Origin of the sequence: Promicromonospora sp. MEB111, assembly GCF_030209445.1 — a bacterium.
Classification (GTDB): Bacteria; Actinomycetota; Actinomycetes; order Actinomycetales; family Cellulomonadaceae; genus Promicromonospora.
In genome coordinates this window covers 244,888-262,300 of the sequence record NZ_JARVSD010000004.1, presented here as the reverse complement: position 1 = coordinate 262,300, position 17,413 = coordinate 244,888, and the positions used below count along the sequence as shown (strand labels likewise).

Here is a 17,413-nt window from a genome sequence, read left to right as displayed (position 1 = left end):
CGCCCGCGTCACCCACCCGACGGGTGCGGGATCGAGTCCAGGAGGCGGCGGGTGTAGGGGGCGGCCGGGGTCGCGAAGATCTTCTCGACCTCGCCCCCCTCCACGACCCGGCCGCGGTGCAGCACCGTGACCGTGTCCGCGAGCTGGCGGACCAGGGCCAGGTCGTGCGAGACGAAGACGTAGGTCAGGCCGAGCTCGGCCTGGAGGCGCACGAGCACCTCGACGAGGTCGGCCTGCACGGTCACGTCGAGGGCCGACGTCGGCTCGTCGAGCACCAGCACGTCGGGGCGCAGCACGAGCGCGCGGGCGATCGCCACGCGCTGCCGCTGCCCGCCCGACAGCGCGCCGGGACGCCGCGCCAGCAGCTCCTCGGCCAGCCCGACGGCGGCGAGCGCCTCCCGCACCCGGACGGTGCGCTCGGCCCGGTCGCCGATACCGAACCGGTCCAGCGGCTCGCGCACCAGCCGTTCGACGCGCCACGTCGGGTCGAGCGACGTGAACGGGTTCTGGTAGACGAGCTGGAGGTGCCGGCGTACGGCCCGCAGCCCGGCGGCCGAGCGGCCGTGGACGGGCTCGCCCGCGACGAGGATCTCGCCGTCGTCGGCCTGGTCGAGGCCGAGCAGGAGCCGTACCGCCGTGGTCTTGCCCGAGCCCGACTCCCCCACCAGCGCGTGCGTGGTGCCGTGCCGGACGGCGAAGGAGACGTCGTCCAACGCCGTGAGCCGGCGACCCTCGACGGTGAACGCCTTGGTCACGCCGCGCAGCTCGATCCTGGGCGCGGCCTCGGTCGCCTCGGCGGAGCCCGGGTCACCGGCGGAGCCGGCCCGGGTCTCCCGCAGCGCCCGGTACCGGTCCGGGTTGAGGGCCGGGACGTCGGCCTGCAGCTCGCGCGCATAGGCGGAGCGGGGCGCGGCGAACACCTGCGCCGTCGGCCCCGCCTCCTGGACCACGCCGTCGCGCAGGACCACGAGCGAGTCGGCGCGCTCGGCGGCGATCGCCAGGTCGTGCGTGATGAGCAGGAGGCTGATGCCGAGGTCGGCCCGCAGCTCGGACAGCAGGTCGAGGATCCGCTTCTGGATGGTCACGTCGAGGGCGGACGTCGGCTCGTCGGCGACCAGCAGCGCCGGCCGCGGCAGCACCGCGAGCCCGATGAGCACGCGCTGCAGCATGCCGCCCGAGAGCTGGTGCGGGTACGAGTCGTAGACGCGCCCCGGGTCGTCGAGGCCCACCTGCGCGAACGTGTCGAGGATCAGCCGGCGTCGCGTGCCGGCGTCCCGCTCGCCCGTCAGCGCGGCGGCCTCCTGCGCCTGGGCGCCGATGGTGCGCACGGCGTTCAGCGAGCTGCCCGGGTCCTGGGGCACGAACCCCAGGGACCGCCCGCGCAGCGGGCGAAACTGCCGTTCGGGCAAGGAGAGGACGTCGCGCCCCTCGAACTCGACCCGGCCGTGAGCCGCGCCGGCGTCGGGCAGGAGGCGTAGCAGCGAACGGGCGATGGTGGACTTGCCGGACCCGGACTCCCCGATCAGCGCGAGGCTCTCGCCCCGCCCCAGCGTGAAGGAGACGTCGGAGACGACATGGGTGCGGCCGTAGGCGACCGTCAGGCCCTCGACGCGCAGCAGCGCGGACGAGGCGGGGGCGGCGGCGACGCCGGCGGGCGCGGCGGCGGTCACGGTCATGGCGTGCTCCCTCGATGGGATCGGGTCTGGACAAACGGGCGGGGCAATCAGGGCAGGTCGGGTCAGGCGGTCCGCCGCAGCCAGCGGCTGATCCGGTTCACGGACAGCACCGTGGCCACCACGACCAGCGCGGGCGCGTACACGAGCCACGGCGCCGTCGGGTAGTCCTTGCCCGACGAGACGAGCAGGCCCCAGTCGGACGCCGGGGGCGGGTCGCCATAGCCGAGGAACGCGAGGCCGGCGATCACCAGGATCGACAGCCCGAACTGGAGCACCGCGAGCGCCAGCAGCGACCGCGAGGCGTTGGGCAGCACGTGCCGCAGGAGCACGTGCGCGCGCGAGCCGCCCTGCAGCACGGACGCCTCGACGAACACGGCACGGCGGGTCTTGATCACCTCGGCGCGCATGACCCGGGCGAACACGGCCACGGCGGAGACGCCGGTCGCGATGGCCGCGTTGACGGTCTCGAAGCCGAGCGAGCTGACGATGACCACGGCGAGCAGGAAGCTCGGGATGGCGAGCAGCACGTCGACGACGCGGGCCAGCACGACGTCGGTCCAGCCGCCGGCGGACCCGGCGACCAGGCCGATCGCACCCCCGACGACGACGCCGATCGTGACGGCGACGAGCGCGCTCGTGACCGAGGACGCCGTGCCGTGCACGACCCGCGCGAACAGGTCGCGGCCGAGGTGGTCGGTGCCGAACCAGTGGGCCGCGCTCGGCCCCAGGAGCTTGTCCGCCGGCACCCCGTTGACGGGGTCCTGGGTCGCGAAGACGCCGGGCAGGAGCGACCACAGCAGCACGACCAGGAGCACCGCGAACGAGAGCAGCACGGTGGGCGGGACGGCGCCGGACCAGGCGCGGGCGGACGCCGTCCGCCACGAGCCGACGACGGTGGTGGCGGCGGTCATGGGACGCTCACCTGCCTCTCCAGGATGGGCTGCTCGGGCGTGGGCTGCTCAGGACCGGGCTGCCCGGCCGCCTTCCGGGGCGCCCGGTCCAGCCGGACCCGCGGGTCGAGCAGCGGGTAGACGAGGTCCGCGAGCAGGTTGACGACGACGAACACGACGGCCGCCAGCGAGACCACCGCCTGCAGCACCGGCAGGTCCTGCGTGGAGACCGAGCGCTGCACCAGGCTGCCGACGCCGGTGCGGCCGAAGATCGTCTCGATGATGAGCGCGCCGCCCAGCAGCTCGCCCACCGTGAGGGCGACCACCGTCACGACCGGCAGGGACGACGGCTTGAGCAGGTGCTTGGCGAACAGCCGCGCCTGCCCCAGCCCGCGCGACCGGGCGACGGCGGCGTACTCCTGCCGCGACTCGTGGTCGAGCCCCGTGATCAGCACCTCGGCCACCTGGGCGGAGACCGGGATGCCGAGCGCGACGGCGGCGAAGAACGTGGCCCACGCGCCGTCGGGCTCGATCACCCGGAACAGGCCGAGCTGGAACGCGAAGACCTGGATGAGCAGGAGGCCCACCACGAACGCCGGCACCGACAGGAACAGCGACGGGAGCGCCCGCAGCACGCCCTGCCCGTACCTGCGCGGCAGGTTCTGCGTGCCGTACGCGACGGCGAACGCCAGCACCAGGGCCACGGCCAGGGCCGACGCCGCGAGCGCCAGCGTGGACGGCACCACCTCGGCGACCAGGCGGGTCACCGGCAGGTTGGACCGCAGCGAGACGCCGAGGTCGCCGACGACGAAGTGGGACAGCGACTGCCAGAGCTGGACCACCACGGGCTGGTCGAGCCCGTAGTAGGCCACGATCCGGGCGATCTCCTCCTCGGTGAAGCCGTTCTCCGGGTTGCGCAGGGTGTTGGTCACCGGGTCGCCGGGCAGCACGCTGATCACCACGAAGGTGAACACGTACGCCAGCAGCACCACCACGACCGCCTGGAGCAGGCGGCGGCCGGCGAACCGCAGGTAGCTCGCGTTCATGACTCGTCTCCCCCCGTCAGTCCCCGAGCCCCGTCAGTCCTCGAGCCACGCCGTGTAGTAGCTGGCGTAGGCGACCCCGTTGTACGTCACGTCGTGCAGCTCGGGGTTGCTCACGTAGATGCGCTGGACGATCTGCGTGACCGGCGCGAAGTAGGCCTCCTCCAGGAGGTGCTCCTGCAGCTCGTCGACCGCCTTCGCGCGCTCGTCCAGGTCGGTGGCCTGCGCCACGGCGTCGCGCAGCTCGTTGGTCCGCTCGTCGCTCTGGCCCAGGCCGAACCAGTCCTCGCCGTTCTCGGCGTCGGTCAGGATGCTGGCCACGGTGCCGACGTCGATGAAGCTGCGCGTGACCTCGTAGTTGGACAGCGACGTGTTGTCGGAGACCCGCTCGCCGAAGGTGACGACGTCGTACGCCTGGATGTCGACGGCGAAGCCGAGCTCGCCGAGCTGCTGGGCCACGAGCTCGTCGATCGCCTTGGACGTGGCCAGGTAGGGGTTGGGGTAGAGCGTGAGCTCGAGCGGTTCGCCGTCCTTGGTGCGGACGCCGTCGGCGCCCTCGGTCCAGCCGGCCTCGTCCAGCAGGGAGGCGGCCAGCTCGGGGTCGTAGGCGAAGGAGTCGGAGTGGTCCGTCGCCTCCGGGACGTTGCTCTGGATCAGACCCTCGGCGGCGGACCAGTCCTCGGTGTAGACGGTCGACAGGATCTCGTCGCGGTCGATGCCGTGCTGGAACGCCTGCCGCACCAGGGTGTCGTCGAACGGCGCCACGCGGGTGTTGAGGCGGTAGCCGTTGACGAAGCCGAGGTAGCGCGGCACGTCGACCGAGAAACCCTGCTCCTTGAACGAGTCGAGCTCCTGCGGCGTGGCGTTGTAGGCGACGTCGGCCTGGCCGGACTGGACCGCGCCCGTACGGGTCGAGGACTCCGCGACCAGCTTGTACGTGATGGTGTCGAGGTAGGCCGGGCCGGTGTGGCCCACGGCCTCGGGGCCCCAGTCGTAGTCCTCGCGCTTGGTCAGGACCACGCTGTCGCCCTCCTTCCAGGACTCGACGACGAACGGGCCGGAGCCGATGTCGTTGGACAGGTCTGCCTGCTCCTCGGCGGGCAGGGCGAGGGTCTCGGGCGAGACCAGGATCGAGCCGTGGTAGCCCAGGGTGGGCACGAAGCCGAGGGTCGGGGCGTCGAAGTACACCTCGACGGTGCTCTCGTCCACGGCCTCCGCGCGGTCGTAGGTCTTGGGGAACAGGCCCACGGGGCTGATCCCCGCGTCCGGCGCGCCGAACGCCCAGGTGTCGAGGTTCTCGACGACGGCGGCCGCGTCGAGAGGGCTGCCGTCCGAGAACGTCACGCCGTCCTTGAGGTGGAGCGTGAACTGCGTGGCGTCGTCGTTCTGCTCCCAGCTCTCGGCGACCCAGGGGCTGACCTCGCCCTCCGCGTCGACGTAGACGAGCTTGTCGGTGACGTGGCCCCAGACGTGCCCCTGGAAGCTGGAGATCGAGCTGTTGTTGGGGATCCAGGTGTCGCCGAGCGAGTCGATGAGGAAGACGATGTCCCCGCCCTCGCGCGGTTCGCCGCTCCCCCCGCCGGCCTCCGCCGGGCCGCCGGCCGCGCAGGCCGCCGTGAGGGTGACGGTGGCGAGGGCGGCGACGGCGGCCTGGACCGCCCGGCGCGTACGCCCGGTGCGGCCCGGCGGGCGGCCGGAAGACGTGGTGCTCATCGGTGTCTCCTTCAGGTGCGGTGGTCTGACGACTGGCGCGGACGGTAGCGAGCACGGGGCCCACGTCCATGGCTCATGCCGGACTTCTCACATCATGAGACACAAAATTGAGACAACCTTGCTCCGGGAAACCTTCCCCGGATCAGCGCGCGGCGGCGTCGTCCGCGAGGAAACCGCCCGGGGCGAGGATGCCCGCGGGGTCGAGGACCGCCTTGATCGCGCGCTGCAGCGCGATCTGCTCGGCGCCGAGCTCGTCCGCGAGCCAGCGGCGCTTGGCCGAGCCCACGCCGTGCTCCCCGCTGAGGGTGCCGCCGTGCGCGAGCGCCGCGCGGACCAGGGCGTCCGCGGCCTCGTGCAGCCGGGCGGGCGGGGCGGTCTCGCCGGGCAGGCGCGGCACGCTCAGGCCGGGGTGCAGGTTGCCGTCGCCGGCGTGCGCGACGGCGCTGACGGCGACGTCGAACCGCCGGCCGATCTCCTCGATCGCCTTGAGCACGGGCACCAGCGCCGAGCGCGGCACCGCCACGTCCTCGCCGACCGACCACAGGTCGTCGCGCCGGCCGCGCCCCGTGCGGCGCAGCTCGTAGTAGCGCTCACCCTCGGCGTCGTCGAGCACCTGGGCGCGCAGGCCCGCGGCGGACAGCGCGTCCGCGAGCGCCGTGATCTCGACGTCGGCGCCCGGGCCGTCGGTGCGGACGAGCACGAGGCCGCCCCCGTGCCGCGCCACCAGGTCGGTACCGCTGTGCGCGTCGATGTTCTCCAGCGTCTCGGCGTTGAGCAGCTCGACCGTGGAGGGGCGCACGCCCGAGCCGGTCACGACCCCGACGGCGCGCCCGGCGTCGGGCAGGCTAGGCACCGAGACCACGAGCGTGCGCACGTGCGTGGGCGCGGGCAGCAGGCGGAGGGTGGCGCCGACGACGATCCCGAGCGTGCCCTCGCTGCCCACGACCAGGCTCACGAGGTCGTAGCCGACCACGCCCTTGACGCTGCGGTGCCCGGTGCGCAGCAGCGTCCCGTCCGCCAGCACCACGTCCAGCGCCAGCACCGACTCCCGCGTCACGCCGTACTTGACGCAGCGCAGCCCGCCCGCGTTGGTCGCGATGTTGCCGCCGATCGTCGAGATCTGGGACGACGCGGGGTCCGGGGCGTACATCAGCCCGTGCTCGCGGGCGGCGAGGTCGACGTGGTCGGTGATCGCCCCGGGGCCGACCACGGCGACGTGGTCGTCCGGGTCGATCCGGATGCCGGCCAGACCCGCGGTGGACAGCACGATGCCGTCGGCCGGCGCCGCCGCCGCACCCGCCAGCCCGGTCCCCGCGCCGCGCACCACGAGCGGCACGCCGTGCGCGCTCGCCGTCCGCGCGACCGCCTGGACCTGCTCCACCGTGCGCGGCACGACGACGACGGCCGGGGGGCGGTCCGCGCGCAGGCCGGTGACGTCGGAGCGGTAGGGCTCGACGTCGTCCGGCGCGGTGAGCACGTCGGCCGCCGCGAGGTGCTCGCGCAGCGCGGCGACGAGCGCCGGGGCGGTGGTCGCGACGCCGGTTCCGGCGCCGCCCGCGGCGGGTGTTCCGGCGGATGCGGGACGGGTGGCCTGGGCAGGGCCCTCTGCGGGCGAGGTGGTGGTCGACATGGTCGCGGTTGTACGAGGTGGCCCCGCGCCCGTCAACGGTCCGTCGCGACGTCTCGGATCCTGGGCAGCCGGCGGCCCATGGCGTCCAGGGACTGAGAAGTTCCGGCAACAGTGCGGCGTCCGGCCGTGCCTGGCCGTATATCTGCGCCGCGAAGCACGTCCCGGCCGCGGCTCCCGCCGTCGGGCCGGCCGCACCGAACCTGCGAGGAGACGACATGACGCTCACCGACCCGACCGTCCCGGGCACGGCGGCCGCCCCGGATGCGGAATCCCGGCAGCCGGCGCCGGTCCCCCTGGTCCCGGCCGCCCTCGCGCAGGGCCTGACCGTCCCGAAGGGCTTCGGCGACCAGAGCCTGCTGTCGCCGCGCCCGGACGCGATCCGCCTGCTCGGCGGCATCCCCGACCCGTCGGCGCTGCCGCTCCAGGAGCTGCGCGGGGCGCTCGGCGAGGTCTGGGACGCCGGCGGCGCGGCCGCCGCCCTGCAGTACTCCGGATCGCACGGCTTCGAGGGGCTGCGCGGCTGGATCGCCGAGCGCGAGGGTGTGGACCCGCGCCGGATCCTCGTCACCAACGGCGGTATGCACGGCCTGTCCTTGACGGTGCAGGCCCTCGTCGAGCGCGGCGGCCTGGTGGCCGTCGACAATCCCGCCTACCCCCTGTTCCTGCGCACCCTGGAGCTCGTCGGCGCCGGCACGCTGCCGGTGCCGGTCGAGGCGGACGGGCTCGACGTCGAGCACCTGGCCCGGCGACTCGCCGAGGGCGAGCGCATCGCCGCGGTGTACACCGTGCCGGACTTCCACAACCCCTCGCAGGGCACGCTGTCGGCGGCCAAGCGGGCCGCGCTGGTGGAGCTGGCGGAGCGGTACGGCTTCGTGGTCATCGCCGACGACCCGTACCGCGAGCTGCGGTTCGCCGGCACCGACCAGGGGCGGCGCGTGTTCTTCGACTCCGGGCACGTGGTGCACGTCAACACGTTCACCAAGACCCTCGGCCCGGGCCTGCGTCTGGGCTGGCTGGTGCTCCCCGACCACCTGGTCGACACCTTCGTACGGCTGCGCAACCGCCAGGACTCGCACTCCTCGACGTTCGTGCAGACCCTCGTGGAACACCTGCTGGTCAGCCGCCCCGGCTGGTTCGACACCACGCTCGGCGCCGCCCGCGAGCTGTACCGGCACCGTGCCGAGCTGCTCGTCTCGGAGCTGGAGACCCAGCTCCCGGGGCGGTTCGACGTCACCGTCCCCGAGGGCGGGTTCTTCCTCTGGCCGCGGCTGACCGACGACGCGGTGGACTCCCGCGAGCTGCACGCCCGCGCGAGCGCCGAGGGAATCGACTACCAGCAGGGCGAGTTCTTCGTGACGGGACCGGGCACCGACTCGGCGCGCCGACTCCGGCTCGCGTACGGCGACCGCACCGACGACGAGCTGCGCACCGCCGTCGAGCGGCTGGCACGCGCCTTCGGCTGACGCGCCGCCCACGTCCGGGTCCGGATAGTGAGAAGTCCGGGTCTCCTCCTGGTCATCTTCCGATTCGCCGCCTATACCTCCACCACGGTCAACCGCCCACCGCGCGACCACCGAGCTCAACACGTTGCGAGGAGCCCTCCCATGACCTCACCCACCGCACCGACCGCACCGACCGCACCGACCACCACCGCCCCGCCCGCACGCACCGTCGTGGTCGTCTCCGGGAACCCCCGTCCCGGGTCGCGCACCCTGCGCGCCGCCGAGGCCGCGGCGCACCGGATCGCCGCGCACCTGGGCATCGACGACGTCGCCACGATCGACCTCGCCACGTTCGCGGGCCAGATCCTCGCCGCCGAGCACCCCGAGGCCGACGCCGCGAAGGAGCGCCTCGCCGGCGCCACCGTCGCCGTCGTCGCCACCCCCGTCTACAAGGCGGCCTACACCGGCCTGCTCAAGGCTTTCCTCGACCTGTACGGCAACGACGGCCTGGCGGGCGTGGTCGCCGTCCCGCTCGTGGTCTCCGGCAACCCCGCGCACGCGCTGGCCGGGGAGGTGCACCTGCGGCCCGTGCTCGTCGAGCTGGGCGCCGTGGTGCCGGCCCGCTCGCTGACCGTCACGGAGAGCCAGCTCGCCGACCTCGACGGCGTGATCGAGGCCTGGCTGAGCCGCGCGGGCGAGTCGCTGCGGCGGGCGACGGGCCCCGGCGTCGTCGTCCCGGCCCGCGTTCCGGCTGGTGCCGCTGCCGGTGTCCCGGCCGGTGCCGCTGCCGGTGTCGAGGAGGTCGCACGATGACCGCGGAGAACATCGACCTGTCCGCCCTGGAGGAGCTCTTGGCCCAGCAGGACGAGCCCCAGCTCAGCCCCGACGAGTTCAAGACCGTCTTCCGCAACCACCCCGCCGGCGTCGCCGTCGTCGCCCTGCTGCACGAGGACCGGCCCGTCGGGTTCACCGCCACCTCGGTCATCTCCGTCTCCGCGGCGCCCCCGCTGCTCGCCTTCTCGCTCGCCTCGACCTCGTCGTCCTGGCCCGCGATCTCCGAGGCCAGCACACTCGCCGTCAGCTTCCTCGCCGACCACCAGGACGACGTCTCCGCCCGCTTCGCCACCAGCGGCATCGACCGCTTCGCCGACGGCGGCTGGACACCCCTGCCCACGGGCGAGCCCGTCATCGACGGCGCCGTGTCCTGGTTCCGGGCACGCGTCGTGCAGCGCACCCCGATCGGCGACAGCTACCTCGTCTCGCTGCGGGCGCTGGCGTCCAGCCTCACCGAGGCCGGCGGGGAGCCTGCCGCGTCTCCCCTGGTGTACAAGAACCGGGCGTACCACCGCATCGGCGACGACACGGCGATCTGACGCGGGCTGCGCCGCGGCGATCTGACGCGGCGCAGCCCCGGTCACGCCTCCAGGAGCTCCGGGCGCGGGTGGCGGACGCCCTGGACGGCGTCGCGCGGGATGACGGCGCCGATCGCCGCGACGTCGTCCGCGGACAGGACCAGCGACGCCGCGGCGACGTTCTGCTCCAGGTACCGCAGCCGCTTGGTGCCGGGGATCGGCACCACGTCGTCGCCCTGCGCGAGCAGCCACGCCAGGGCGAGCTGGGCCGTGGTCACGCCCCGCTCGGCGGCCAGCGACTCCAGCGAGCGCACCAGCGCGCGGTTGTGCTCGAACGCCTCGCCGGCGTAGCGGGCGTGGCTGCGGCGCACGTCGTCGGCGGCGAGCGCGTCGGTCGAGTCGACGGTGCCCGTCAGGATGCCGCGGCCCAGCGGGGAGAACGGCACGAACCCGATGCCGAGCTCGCGCAGCACGGGCAGGACGGCGTCCTCCGGGTCACGGGTCCACAGGGAGTACTCGCTCTGCACGGCCGTGATCGGGTGCACGGCGTGGGCGCGGCGCACGGTCTCGGCGCCGGCCTCGGACAGCCCGACCGCCCGCACCTTGCCCGCCGTGACGAGCTCGCCCAGCGCGCCGACCGTCTCCTCGACCGGCACCTGCGGGTCCACCCGGTGCAGGTAGTACAGGTCGAGGTGGTCGGTGCCCAGGCGGGCCAGCGACCGGTCGATCGCACGGCGCACGTACTCGGGGCGCCCGTCGACGGGCCGGCCGTCGGGGTGGCCGCCCGCCGGGGGCAGGCCGAGCTTGCTCGCCAGCACGATCCGGTCGCGCTGCGGGCCCAGCACCCGGCCGATGAGCTCCTCGTTGCGGCCGTGGCCGTACACGTCGGCGGTGTCGATCAGGGTGACGCCGAGGTCGAGCGCGCGCAGCAGCACCGCCTCGGCCTCGGCGGCGTCGGCCGGGCCGTACGAGTCGGCGACGGACATGCCGCCGAACCCGACCGCCGAGACGGTCAGGGCGTACGGGCCGGAGCCCAGGGTGCGGGTGGGGACGGGCGGGGTGGGGCTGCTGGCAGTGGTCATGCCCGCAGCCGACCACCCCGCGCCGCCGTCGGCAAGGAGCGCCCGCAGGCTCTCGCATGGCGAGACGGGCGGCTCGCCGCCGGTGCGGCGAGCCGCCCGGTCACCAGGACGGCATGCCCAGCGCGGCCAGCGCCGACCGCAGCCGCTCCCGCCCGCGCAGGGCCGCGGGTCCGCGCAGGCGGGTCAGGGTGCGCCCGATCCAGCCGCCGTCGAGCCCCTCGTCGCGGTAGAAGTCGGTCATGCGCTTCTCGTAGGCCGCCAGCGGCCGGAGCTGCCGCGCCGTGTCGTAGGTCTCGTGGTGCAGCACCACGGCCTGCGGCAGCCGTGGCTTGACCCGCCCCGGGCAGGCCGGGTCGGGACGCCCGACGACGAGGCCCGTCACCGGCGCGGCGCCCCGGGGCAGCCGCAGCTCGCCCGCGAGCTCCTCGGGCCGGTCCCGGACCCCGCCGAGGTAGACGGTGCCCAGCCCGAGCGACTCCGCGGCGACCACGGCGTTCTGGGCCGCGAGCGCCGCGTCGAGGTACGCGGTGACCGTGGTCTCCAGGTACCCGGTCGCGTGCACGGACGTGTTCCGCCGCTCGGCGAGGGCGCGGACGCGGGCGACGTCGGCCACCCACACCAGCAGGAGCGGCGCGTCGCGCACGTGCTCCTGCTCGCCCGACAGGGCGGCCACGCGGGCGAGACGCGCCGGGTCGGTGACGGCCACGACGCTCCAGAGCTGGAGGTTCGACGTGGTCGGCGCGGACTGCGCGGCCGCCACCAGGGTGGGCAGCACGGAGGGCGGCAGCGGTCCGGGCAGGAACCGCCGGACCGAACGGTGCGCGAGCTGGACGTCCAGCACCGACCGCGGGAGGTCGGCCGCCGCGGCGATGGTCGCGGACACCTGCGGGGCCGCGGTGTCGGCGCGCCGCGGGCTCACGCCGTAGCGGGCGGCGACCTGGACGCGGGCCGCGGCGAGCCGGCCGGCGTGCTCGGGTGACTCGGGGTGCTGGGAGGGGTCGCGCGTGGAGCCGTGCGCTTCGTCGCGCGCGATCTCGGGCGTGGTACCGGGCTGGTGCGCCCGGGGTGCTCGGGTGATCCGGGCCGGCCTGCGGGCCGGGGGTGCGGGAGCTGTCTCGGTCGGGGTGGTGACCAGAAAGGCGTCGATGGCTGTCATGAGTGCTCCGTGGGGTGGACGGAAGGCCAGACACTCATGTCGGGGGCCCTTCGTCAATGCCCCAGTTCGGCGTCTCACCCTCCGGACAGGAGCCACGGAGAGCTGTCGCGCCCGGTGACAGGGCTGCGGGCGCCGTCCGCCCACTATATGGACTCTTTGCCGGATTGGTTGACTCGTCGGATTTTTTCCCGTCTCATTCCCGCCGCACTGCAAGGGGCGGTGTCACCTACGTTCCCGATCCGAGGAGAAAGACCGTGTCCACGACGAGAAGGCCCGCCACGAACAGGCGCGGACGGTGGCGCCTCGCCGCCACCGCGGCCGTGCTGGTGTCCCTGGTGGTCTCCGCCTGCAGCACCGGCTCCGGGACCGCGTCAGCACCGGTGCCCGAGGAGGACCGCCCCGGGGGCACCCTCAACATCGGCCTGGCCGCCGAGCCCAACGGGGTCGACGCCGCCGTCGTCAACCAGGTGTGGCGCACGGTCGCCCGGGCCCTGACGGACTCGCTGGTCTTCTTCAACCCGGAGACCAAGGAGATCGAGCCCTGGCTGGCCACCGAGTGGACCGTCAAGGACGCCCGCGTCTACACGTTCACGCTGCGCGACGACGTGACGTTCCACGACGGCACCGCGCTGACCTCCGAGGTCGTCAAGCAGAACTTCGAGAGCCTCGACCGCCCCGGCATCCACTCCAGCGCCAAGACCATCGTCGAGGGCATCAAGGAGATCCGGACGCCGTCCGAGCACGTGGTCGAGGTGGAGTTCGCCAAGCCGAACGCCGCGTTCCTCGTGAGCCTGTCGCGTGCGCACGCGGGCATCGTGTCGGCGAAGACGGCCGCGCTGCCGGTCGAGGAGCGGCAGAAGTTCCTGGACGGCTCCGGCCCGTTCTACCTGGAGGAGTACACGCCCAACCAGCGGATCGTCCTGAAGAAGCGCGCGGACTACGACTGGGCGCCCCAGTACTTCGAGCGGACCGGCCCGGCCTACCTCGACGAGGTGGTCTACAAGATCATCCCCGAGGACTCGGTGCGCAACGGCGCCGTCATCGGCGGCGAGGAGCTCCAGTTCATCTACTGGGTCAACGCGAAGTACGTGGACCAGCTCGAGGCCGCCGGCCTGACCATCACCGAGACCACGAACCCCGCGACGGGTACGGAGTGGCCGGTCAACACCTCCTCGAAGGTCCTGAAGGACGTCCGGGTGCGCCAGGCGCTCCAGCACGGCATCGACCGCGAGGAGTTCACCAAGCTGGTCTCCGGCGGCTACGACCAGGCCGCGACGGGCCCGCTCAGCACGGCGAACCCGTTCTACTCCGACCAGAGCGAGTACCTCACCTACGACCCGGAGCTGTCGAAGCAGCTCCTGGACGAGGCCGGCTGGTCCGAGACCGGGTCCGACGGCATCCGGGTCAACGCCGCCGGCGACCGCCTCTCCTTCCGCTTCCCGCGGGACGGCGCGGCCGAGCAGGTGGTGCAGGCGCAATGGAAGGAGCTCGGCATCGAGCTGGTCCTGGACCCGCCGCTGGACGCAGAGGCGAACGAGAAGCTGCTGTCCGGCGAGTACGACATCGCCTACTGGTACCACTCCACGCCGGACCCCGACGTGCTGCGCGCCAACTACGGCGTGGAGACGGGCTCGAACCGCTCGTTCATCGCGGACGACGACGAGACCGGCCGGCGCCTCGACGACCTGCTCCAGGAGCAGAACACCGTGATCGAGCCGGAGGCGCGGCAGAAGATCGTCGACGAGGCCGCCCAGCTCCTGGTCGAGGACGCCTACGTGCTGCCGATCGTGAACGACACCGACATCTGGGCCTTCCAGCCCACGGTGCACGACATCCAGCCGGTGGGCCTGGACCAGTACCTCTACAACGCCTGGCTCTCGGAGAAGTGAGGTGCTGAGGTACGGGCTGCTGAAGTACGCCGTGCGGCGGCTGGGCTACGCAGCGATCGTGGTGTGGGGCGCGTTCACCGGGGCGTTCTTCCTGCTCTACATCGTCCCCGGCGACGCGGCGGGCGGCCTGACGATGGGCGCCTCCGGCGGCGACGTCGAGCAGCTCCTGGCCGAGCAGCGTGAGCTGCTCGGCCTGGACCGCCCGGTCCTCGTGCAGTACGGGGACGCGCTGTCGGGCGCCGTCCTCGGGGACTTCGGGGACAGCCTCTACCAGCGCCGGCCCGCCGTCGAGGTGTTCTTCGAGGCCTTCCCGGCCACGCTGCAGCTCGCGTTCCTGGGCCTGGCGCTGGCGGTCGTGCTGGGGGTCGCGCTGTCCGTGGTCATCGAGCTGACCGACTGGCGGTGGCTGCGCGAGCTGCTCGTCTCGCTGCCGCCGGTCGCCGTCTCGCTCCCGCCGTTCCTGGTGGCGCTCGTCCTGGTGCAGCTCGTCGCGTTCCGGCTCGGCTGGATCGACGCGTTCGGGGACCAGACGTTCCTGGGCCTGCTGGTGGCCTCGCTGTCGATCGCCGTGGCCGGCGGCGGGACCATCTCCCAGCTCCTGACGGCCAACCTGCGCGGCGCGCTGACCTCGCCCTACATCGAGACGGCGCGCAGCTGGGGGCTCAGCCGGTTCGACGTCGTGGTGCGGCACGCCCTGCGCAACGCGTCGCTGCCGGTGATCACGGCGCTCGGGACGCTCATCGGCGTCATGGTCGGCGGCACCGTGCTCACGGAGACGGTGTTCTCGCGGCCCGGCATCGGCCGGCTCGTCGTCGACTCCGTCAACGGGCGCGACATGCCGGTGGTGCTGGTCGCGGTCACCGTGAGCGCCCTGATCTTCGTGACCGTCAACTTCGTCGTCGACCTGCTCTACCCGCTGGTCGACAAGCGCATCCGGCTGGAGGGCCGATGAGCGTCACCGAGACAGAGGCGGCGGTCGCCGCGGGGCCTGCGGGTCCGGCCGCGCCCGCCCCGGCCCGCCCGGGCGAGGGACGACGCCGCAGGTGGCTCGGCCGGCTGGTCGACGTCGCGCGCACGCCCAGCCTGCTGGTGTCGTACGTATGGCTCGTGCTGATCGTCACGGCGGCACTCGCCCCGACGCTGTTCGCGCCGGGCGACCCGCTGGCGCAGAGCGGCGACGCGATGCTGCTCCCGCCAGGCCCCGAGCACCTGTTCGGCACCGACGACCTGGGGCGCGACCAGTTCACGCGGACCGTGCACGGCACCCGGCTGTCGCTCCAGGCCGCGGTGATCGCGGTGCTGATCGGCCTGGTCAGCGGTTCGCTGATCGGGCTCGTCGCCGGCGCCGTACGCGGCTGGCTCGACAGCGTGCTGATGCGCGTCGTCGACGTCATGCTCGCCGTGCCGAGCCTCATCGTGTCGCTGGCGATCATCTCGGCGCTGGGGCACGGCACCATCAACATCGCCGTGGCCATCGGGATCAACAGCACCGCGACCTTCGCCCGACTCATGCGGTCGGAGGTGCTGAAGGTCGCGGGCGCCCGGTACGTCGAGGCGTCGGTGTTCGCCGGGCACGGCTATGCCTACCGGCTGCTGCGGCACGTGGTGCCGAACGCCACCCGGTCGGTGCTGGCCTACGCGACGATGGAGATCGGCAGCGCCATCCTCACCGTCGCCTCGCTGAGCTTCCTCGGCCTCGGCGCCCCGCCGCCCACGCCCGAGTGGGGCCTGCTCGTGGCCGAGGGCCGCACCTTCATCGCCGCGCAGTGGTGGCTGAGCCTGCTGCCCGGCCTCGTGATCGTCGTCTCCGTGCTGGCCGTGTACCGCATCGGCCGGTCGATCGACCGAGGGAGAACCCGTGTCGTCGCCTGAACCCCTGCTCACCCTCGACGGCGTCAGCGCCCAGTTCGCGCTGCCGGGCCGTCCACCGGTCCGCGTGCTCGACGACGTGAGCCTCTCGCTGCGTCCGGGCCAGGTGCTGGCGCTGGTCGGCGAGTCCGGCTCGGGCAAGTCGACCCTGGGCCGCACCGTCACCGGCACCCTGCCCGAGAACGGCCGTGTGGTCGCCGGCCGCGTGACCTTCGCCGGCCGGGAGCTGACGGGCCTGCCGGAGCGCGAGCGCCGCGCGGTCCGCGGCAAGGACATCGGATACATCCCGCAGGACGCCCTGCTCGGGCTCAACCCGCTCCTGCCCGTGGGCGTCCAGGCGGGCGAGCCGCTGCGCGCCCACGGCCTGGCCGGCAAGGCGGAGCGCCGCGAGCGCGTGATCGAGCTGTTCGGCAAGGTGGGGCTGCGCGACCCCGAGACGATCTACGGCGCCTACCCGCACGAGCTGTCCGGCGGCATGTGCCAGCGCGTGCTGATCGCGGCGGCGATGTCCACGGGGCCGCGCCTCCTCGTCGCCGACGAGCCCACCACCGCCCTGGACGTCACCGTCCAGAAGACGATCCTGGACCTGCTGGGCGGCCTGGTCGCGGAGAACGACCTCGCCGTGCTGCTCGTCACGCACGACCTCGGGGTCGCGGCCGAGCGCGCGGACGAGATCGCGGTGCTCAAGGACGGCGTGCTGGTGCGCTCCGGCCGCACGCGGGAGGTCGTGGCCGACCCCGGGGACGCCTACACCGAGCAGCTCCTGCGGTCGTCCTCGCTCGGCTTCTCCGGGGCCGACGCCGCCGCCGCGAGGCACGAGCGCACCGCCGCACGGGTGCCCGCCGACGCCCCCGTGGTGGTCCGGGCCCGCGAGGTCGCCAAGACCTTCCACGCCCACCGCGGGCGGACGGCGGTCACCGCGGTCGCCGGGGCGAGCTTCGAGGTGCGGCGGGGCACCACGCTGGGCATCGTGGGCGAGTCCGGATCGGGCAAGACCACGCTGGTGCGACTCCTGGCGGGCCTGACGCCGCCCAGCGCGGGCAGCGTCACGGTGGACGGCGAGCCCGTGGTCCATCACCGCCGGGGCGCCGGCCAGGCCGCGTTGTACCGCAAGGTCCAGATGGTCTACCAGGACCCGTTCGCCTCCCTGAACCCGCGCACCACCGTGCGGTCGATCCTGGAGGAGCCGCTGACCGGCCACCGGATCGGCGGCGCGGCCCAGCGGGCACGGCGGGTCGACGAGCTCCTGGAGCAGACGGGGCTCCCCGCCTCGGTCGCCGACCGCTACACGGCCGAGCTCTCCGGCGGCCAGCGGCAGCGGGTCGCCATCGCCCGCGCGCTCGCGCCCCATCCCGAGGTGCTGGTGCTCGACGAGCCGGTCTCCGCGCTCGACGTCACCGTGCGGCGGCAGATCCTCGACCTGCTGCTCGACCTCCAGGACCGGCTCTCGCTGACGTACCTGTTCGTGTCGCACGACCTCGGCGTGGTCGCGGAGCTCTCCGACGAGGTCCTCGTGCTCCGGCACGGCGACGTCGTCGAGCACGGCCCGGCGTCCGACGTCATCTCCCGGCCCCGGACGGACTACGTCCGCCGGCTGCTGGCCTCCATCCCGGGGGCCGCCCCCGCCGCCGCGGCGGCACCCAGCACGCCGTAGCCCCAGCAACAAGCACG

Annotated in this window: 14 protein-coding genes; 7 read left to right on the top strand and 7 right to left on the bottom strand. The window is 73.7% G+C overall.

What is annotated here, in order from left to right; translation table 11 throughout:
• Nucleotides 1–8 precede the first annotated feature (8 nt).
• The 5 genes from QRN56_RS04750 to QRN56_RS04730 all read right to left on the bottom strand — a co-directional run bounded on the left by QRN56_RS04750 (nucleotide 9) and on the right by QRN56_RS04730 (nucleotide 6,952).
• Nucleotides 9–1,676, bottom strand: a complete 1,668-nt coding sequence (locus tag QRN56_RS04750; protein WP_285101598.1) for a dipeptide ABC transporter ATP-binding protein — start codon at nucleotides 1,674–1,676, stop codon at nucleotides 9–11.
• Nucleotides 1,677–1,738: 62 nt separating this feature from the next.
• Nucleotides 1,739–2,587 carry an ABC transporter permease gene (locus QRN56_RS04745; RefSeq protein WP_285101597.1) on the bottom strand — a complete coding sequence of 283 codons (849 nt, stop codon included), beginning with the start codon at nucleotides 2,585–2,587 and terminating at the stop codon, nucleotides 1,739–1,741.
• On the bottom strand, nucleotides 2,584–3,612 hold the full coding sequence (locus QRN56_RS04740) for an ABC transporter permease (protein ID WP_285101596.1): 1,029 nt from the start codon (nucleotides 3,610–3,612) through the stop codon (nucleotides 2,584–2,586). The genes QRN56_RS04745 and QRN56_RS04740 overlap by 4 nt, the downstream gene beginning before the upstream one ends.
• Before the next feature lie 33 nt (nucleotides 3,613–3,645).
• Nucleotides 3,646–5,322 carry an ABC transporter substrate-binding protein gene (locus QRN56_RS04735; protein WP_285101594.1) on the bottom strand — a complete coding sequence of 559 codons (1,677 nt, stop codon included), beginning with the start codon at nucleotides 5,320–5,322 and terminating at the stop codon, nucleotides 3,646–3,648.
• A 142-nt stretch (nucleotides 5,323–5,464) separates the two neighbouring features.
• Nucleotides 5,465–6,952, bottom strand: a complete 1,488-nt coding sequence (locus tag QRN56_RS04730; protein WP_285101593.1) for an FAD-binding oxidoreductase — start codon at nucleotides 6,950–6,952, stop codon at nucleotides 5,465–5,467.
• Between the two features lie 215 nt (nucleotides 6,953–7,167).
• On the opposite strand from QRN56_RS04730, the gene QRN56_RS04725 reads away from it, so the two are divergent.
• The 3 genes from QRN56_RS04725 to QRN56_RS04715 all read left to right on the top strand — a co-directional run bounded on the left by QRN56_RS04725 (nucleotide 7,168) and on the right by QRN56_RS04715 (nucleotide 9,767).
• Entirely contained in the window at nucleotides 7,168–8,415 is a 1,248-nt protein-coding gene (locus QRN56_RS04725; protein ID WP_285101591.1) for an aminotransferase-like domain-containing protein, read from the top strand.
• Between the two features lie 141 nt (nucleotides 8,416–8,556).
• Nucleotides 8,557–9,207 (top strand): NAD(P)H-dependent oxidoreductase, encoded by a 651-nt coding sequence (locus QRN56_RS04720; RefSeq protein ID WP_285101590.1) that lies wholly within the window; start codon nucleotides 8,557–8,559, stop codon nucleotides 9,205–9,207.
• Complete coding sequence (locus tag QRN56_RS04715) at nucleotides 9,204–9,767, top strand: flavin reductase family protein (RefSeq protein ID WP_285101588.1); 564 nt, start codon at nucleotides 9,204–9,206, stop codon at nucleotides 9,765–9,767. The genes QRN56_RS04720 and QRN56_RS04715 overlap by 4 nt, the downstream gene beginning before the upstream one ends.
• A 41-nt stretch (nucleotides 9,768–9,808) precedes the next feature.
• Here the strand turns inward: QRN56_RS04715 and QRN56_RS04710 are convergent, their stop codons facing one another.
• Together QRN56_RS04710 and QRN56_RS04705 are read right to left on the bottom strand one after the other, a co-directional pair.
• Nucleotides 9,809–10,828 (bottom strand): aldo/keto reductase, encoded by a 1,020-nt coding sequence (locus QRN56_RS04710; RefSeq protein ID WP_285101586.1) that lies wholly within the window; start codon nucleotides 10,826–10,828, stop codon nucleotides 9,809–9,811.
• A 100-nt stretch (nucleotides 10,829–10,928) separates the two neighbouring features.
• The gene (locus tag QRN56_RS04705) at nucleotides 10,929–11,984 is read right to left on the bottom strand and encodes an NADPH-dependent oxidoreductase (protein ID WP_285101584.1); all 1,056 of its coding nucleotides are present in this window, start codon (nucleotides 11,982–11,984) and stop codon (nucleotides 10,929–10,931) included.
• Between the two features lie 254 nt (nucleotides 11,985–12,238).
• Here QRN56_RS04705 and QRN56_RS04700 point away from each other — a divergent pair, with 254 nt between their 5' ends.
• The 4 genes from QRN56_RS04700 to QRN56_RS04685 are packed head-to-tail and all read left to right on the top strand — an operon-like array spanning nucleotide 12,239 to nucleotide 17,396.
• Entirely contained in the window at nucleotides 12,239–13,873 is a 1,635-nt protein-coding gene (locus QRN56_RS04700) for an ABC transporter substrate-binding protein (RefSeq protein ID WP_285101582.1), read from the top strand.
• 1 nt (nucleotide 13,874) lies between these two features.
• Nucleotides 13,875–14,825 (top strand): ABC transporter permease, encoded by a 951-nt coding sequence (locus tag QRN56_RS04695; RefSeq protein ID WP_285101581.1) that lies wholly within the window; start codon nucleotides 13,875–13,877, stop codon nucleotides 14,823–14,825.
• Complete coding sequence (locus QRN56_RS04690) at nucleotides 14,822–15,745, top strand: ABC transporter permease (protein WP_285101578.1); 924 nt, start codon at nucleotides 14,822–14,824, stop codon at nucleotides 15,743–15,745. The genes QRN56_RS04695 and QRN56_RS04690 overlap by 4 nt, the downstream gene beginning before the upstream one ends.
• Nucleotides 15,732–17,396, top strand: a complete 1,665-nt coding sequence (locus QRN56_RS04685) for a dipeptide ABC transporter ATP-binding protein (RefSeq protein WP_285101576.1) — start codon at nucleotides 15,732–15,734, stop codon at nucleotides 17,394–17,396. The genes QRN56_RS04690 and QRN56_RS04685 overlap by 14 nt, the downstream gene beginning before the upstream one ends.
• The last annotated feature ends 17 nt before the right edge of the window (nucleotides 17,397–17,413 follow it).

Coding starts and splice junctions, on each gene's coding strand:
- QRN56_RS04725 (WP_285101591.1), top strand. CDS start 7,168: ATGACGCTCACCGACCCGACCGTCCCGGGCACGGCGGCCGCCCCGGAT.
- QRN56_RS04720 (WP_285101590.1), top strand. CDS start 8,557: ATGACCTCACCCACCGCACCGACCGCACCGACCGCACCGACCACCACC.
- QRN56_RS04740 (WP_285101596.1), bottom strand. CDS start 3,612: ATGAACGCGAGCTACCTGCGGTTCGCCGGCCGCCGCCTGCTCCAGGCG.
- QRN56_RS04710 (WP_285101586.1), bottom strand. CDS start 10,828: ATGACCACTGCCAGCAGCCCCACCCCGCCCGTCCCCACCCGCACCCTG.
- QRN56_RS04705 (WP_285101584.1), bottom strand. CDS start 11,984: ATGACAGCCATCGACGCCTTTCTGGTCACCACCCCGACCGAGACAGCT.
- QRN56_RS04735 (WP_285101594.1), bottom strand. CDS start 5,322: ATGAGCACCACGTCTTCCGGCCGCCCGCCGGGCCGCACCGGGCGTACG.
- QRN56_RS04750 (WP_285101598.1), bottom strand. CDS start 1,676: ATGACCGTGACCGCCGCCGCGCCCGCCGGCGTCGCCGCCGCCCCCGCC.
- QRN56_RS04730 (WP_285101593.1), bottom strand. CDS start 6,952: ATGTCGACCACCACCTCGCCCGCAGAGGGCCCTGCCCAGGCCACCCGT.
- QRN56_RS04690 (WP_285101578.1), top strand. CDS start 14,822: ATGAGCGTCACCGAGACAGAGGCGGCGGTCGCCGCGGGGCCTGCGGGT.
- QRN56_RS04745 (WP_285101597.1), bottom strand. CDS start 2,587: ATGACCGCCGCCACCACCGTCGTCGGCTCGTGGCGGACGGCGTCCGCC.
- QRN56_RS04715 (WP_285101588.1), top strand. CDS start 9,204: ATGACCGCGGAGAACATCGACCTGTCCGCCCTGGAGGAGCTCTTGGCC.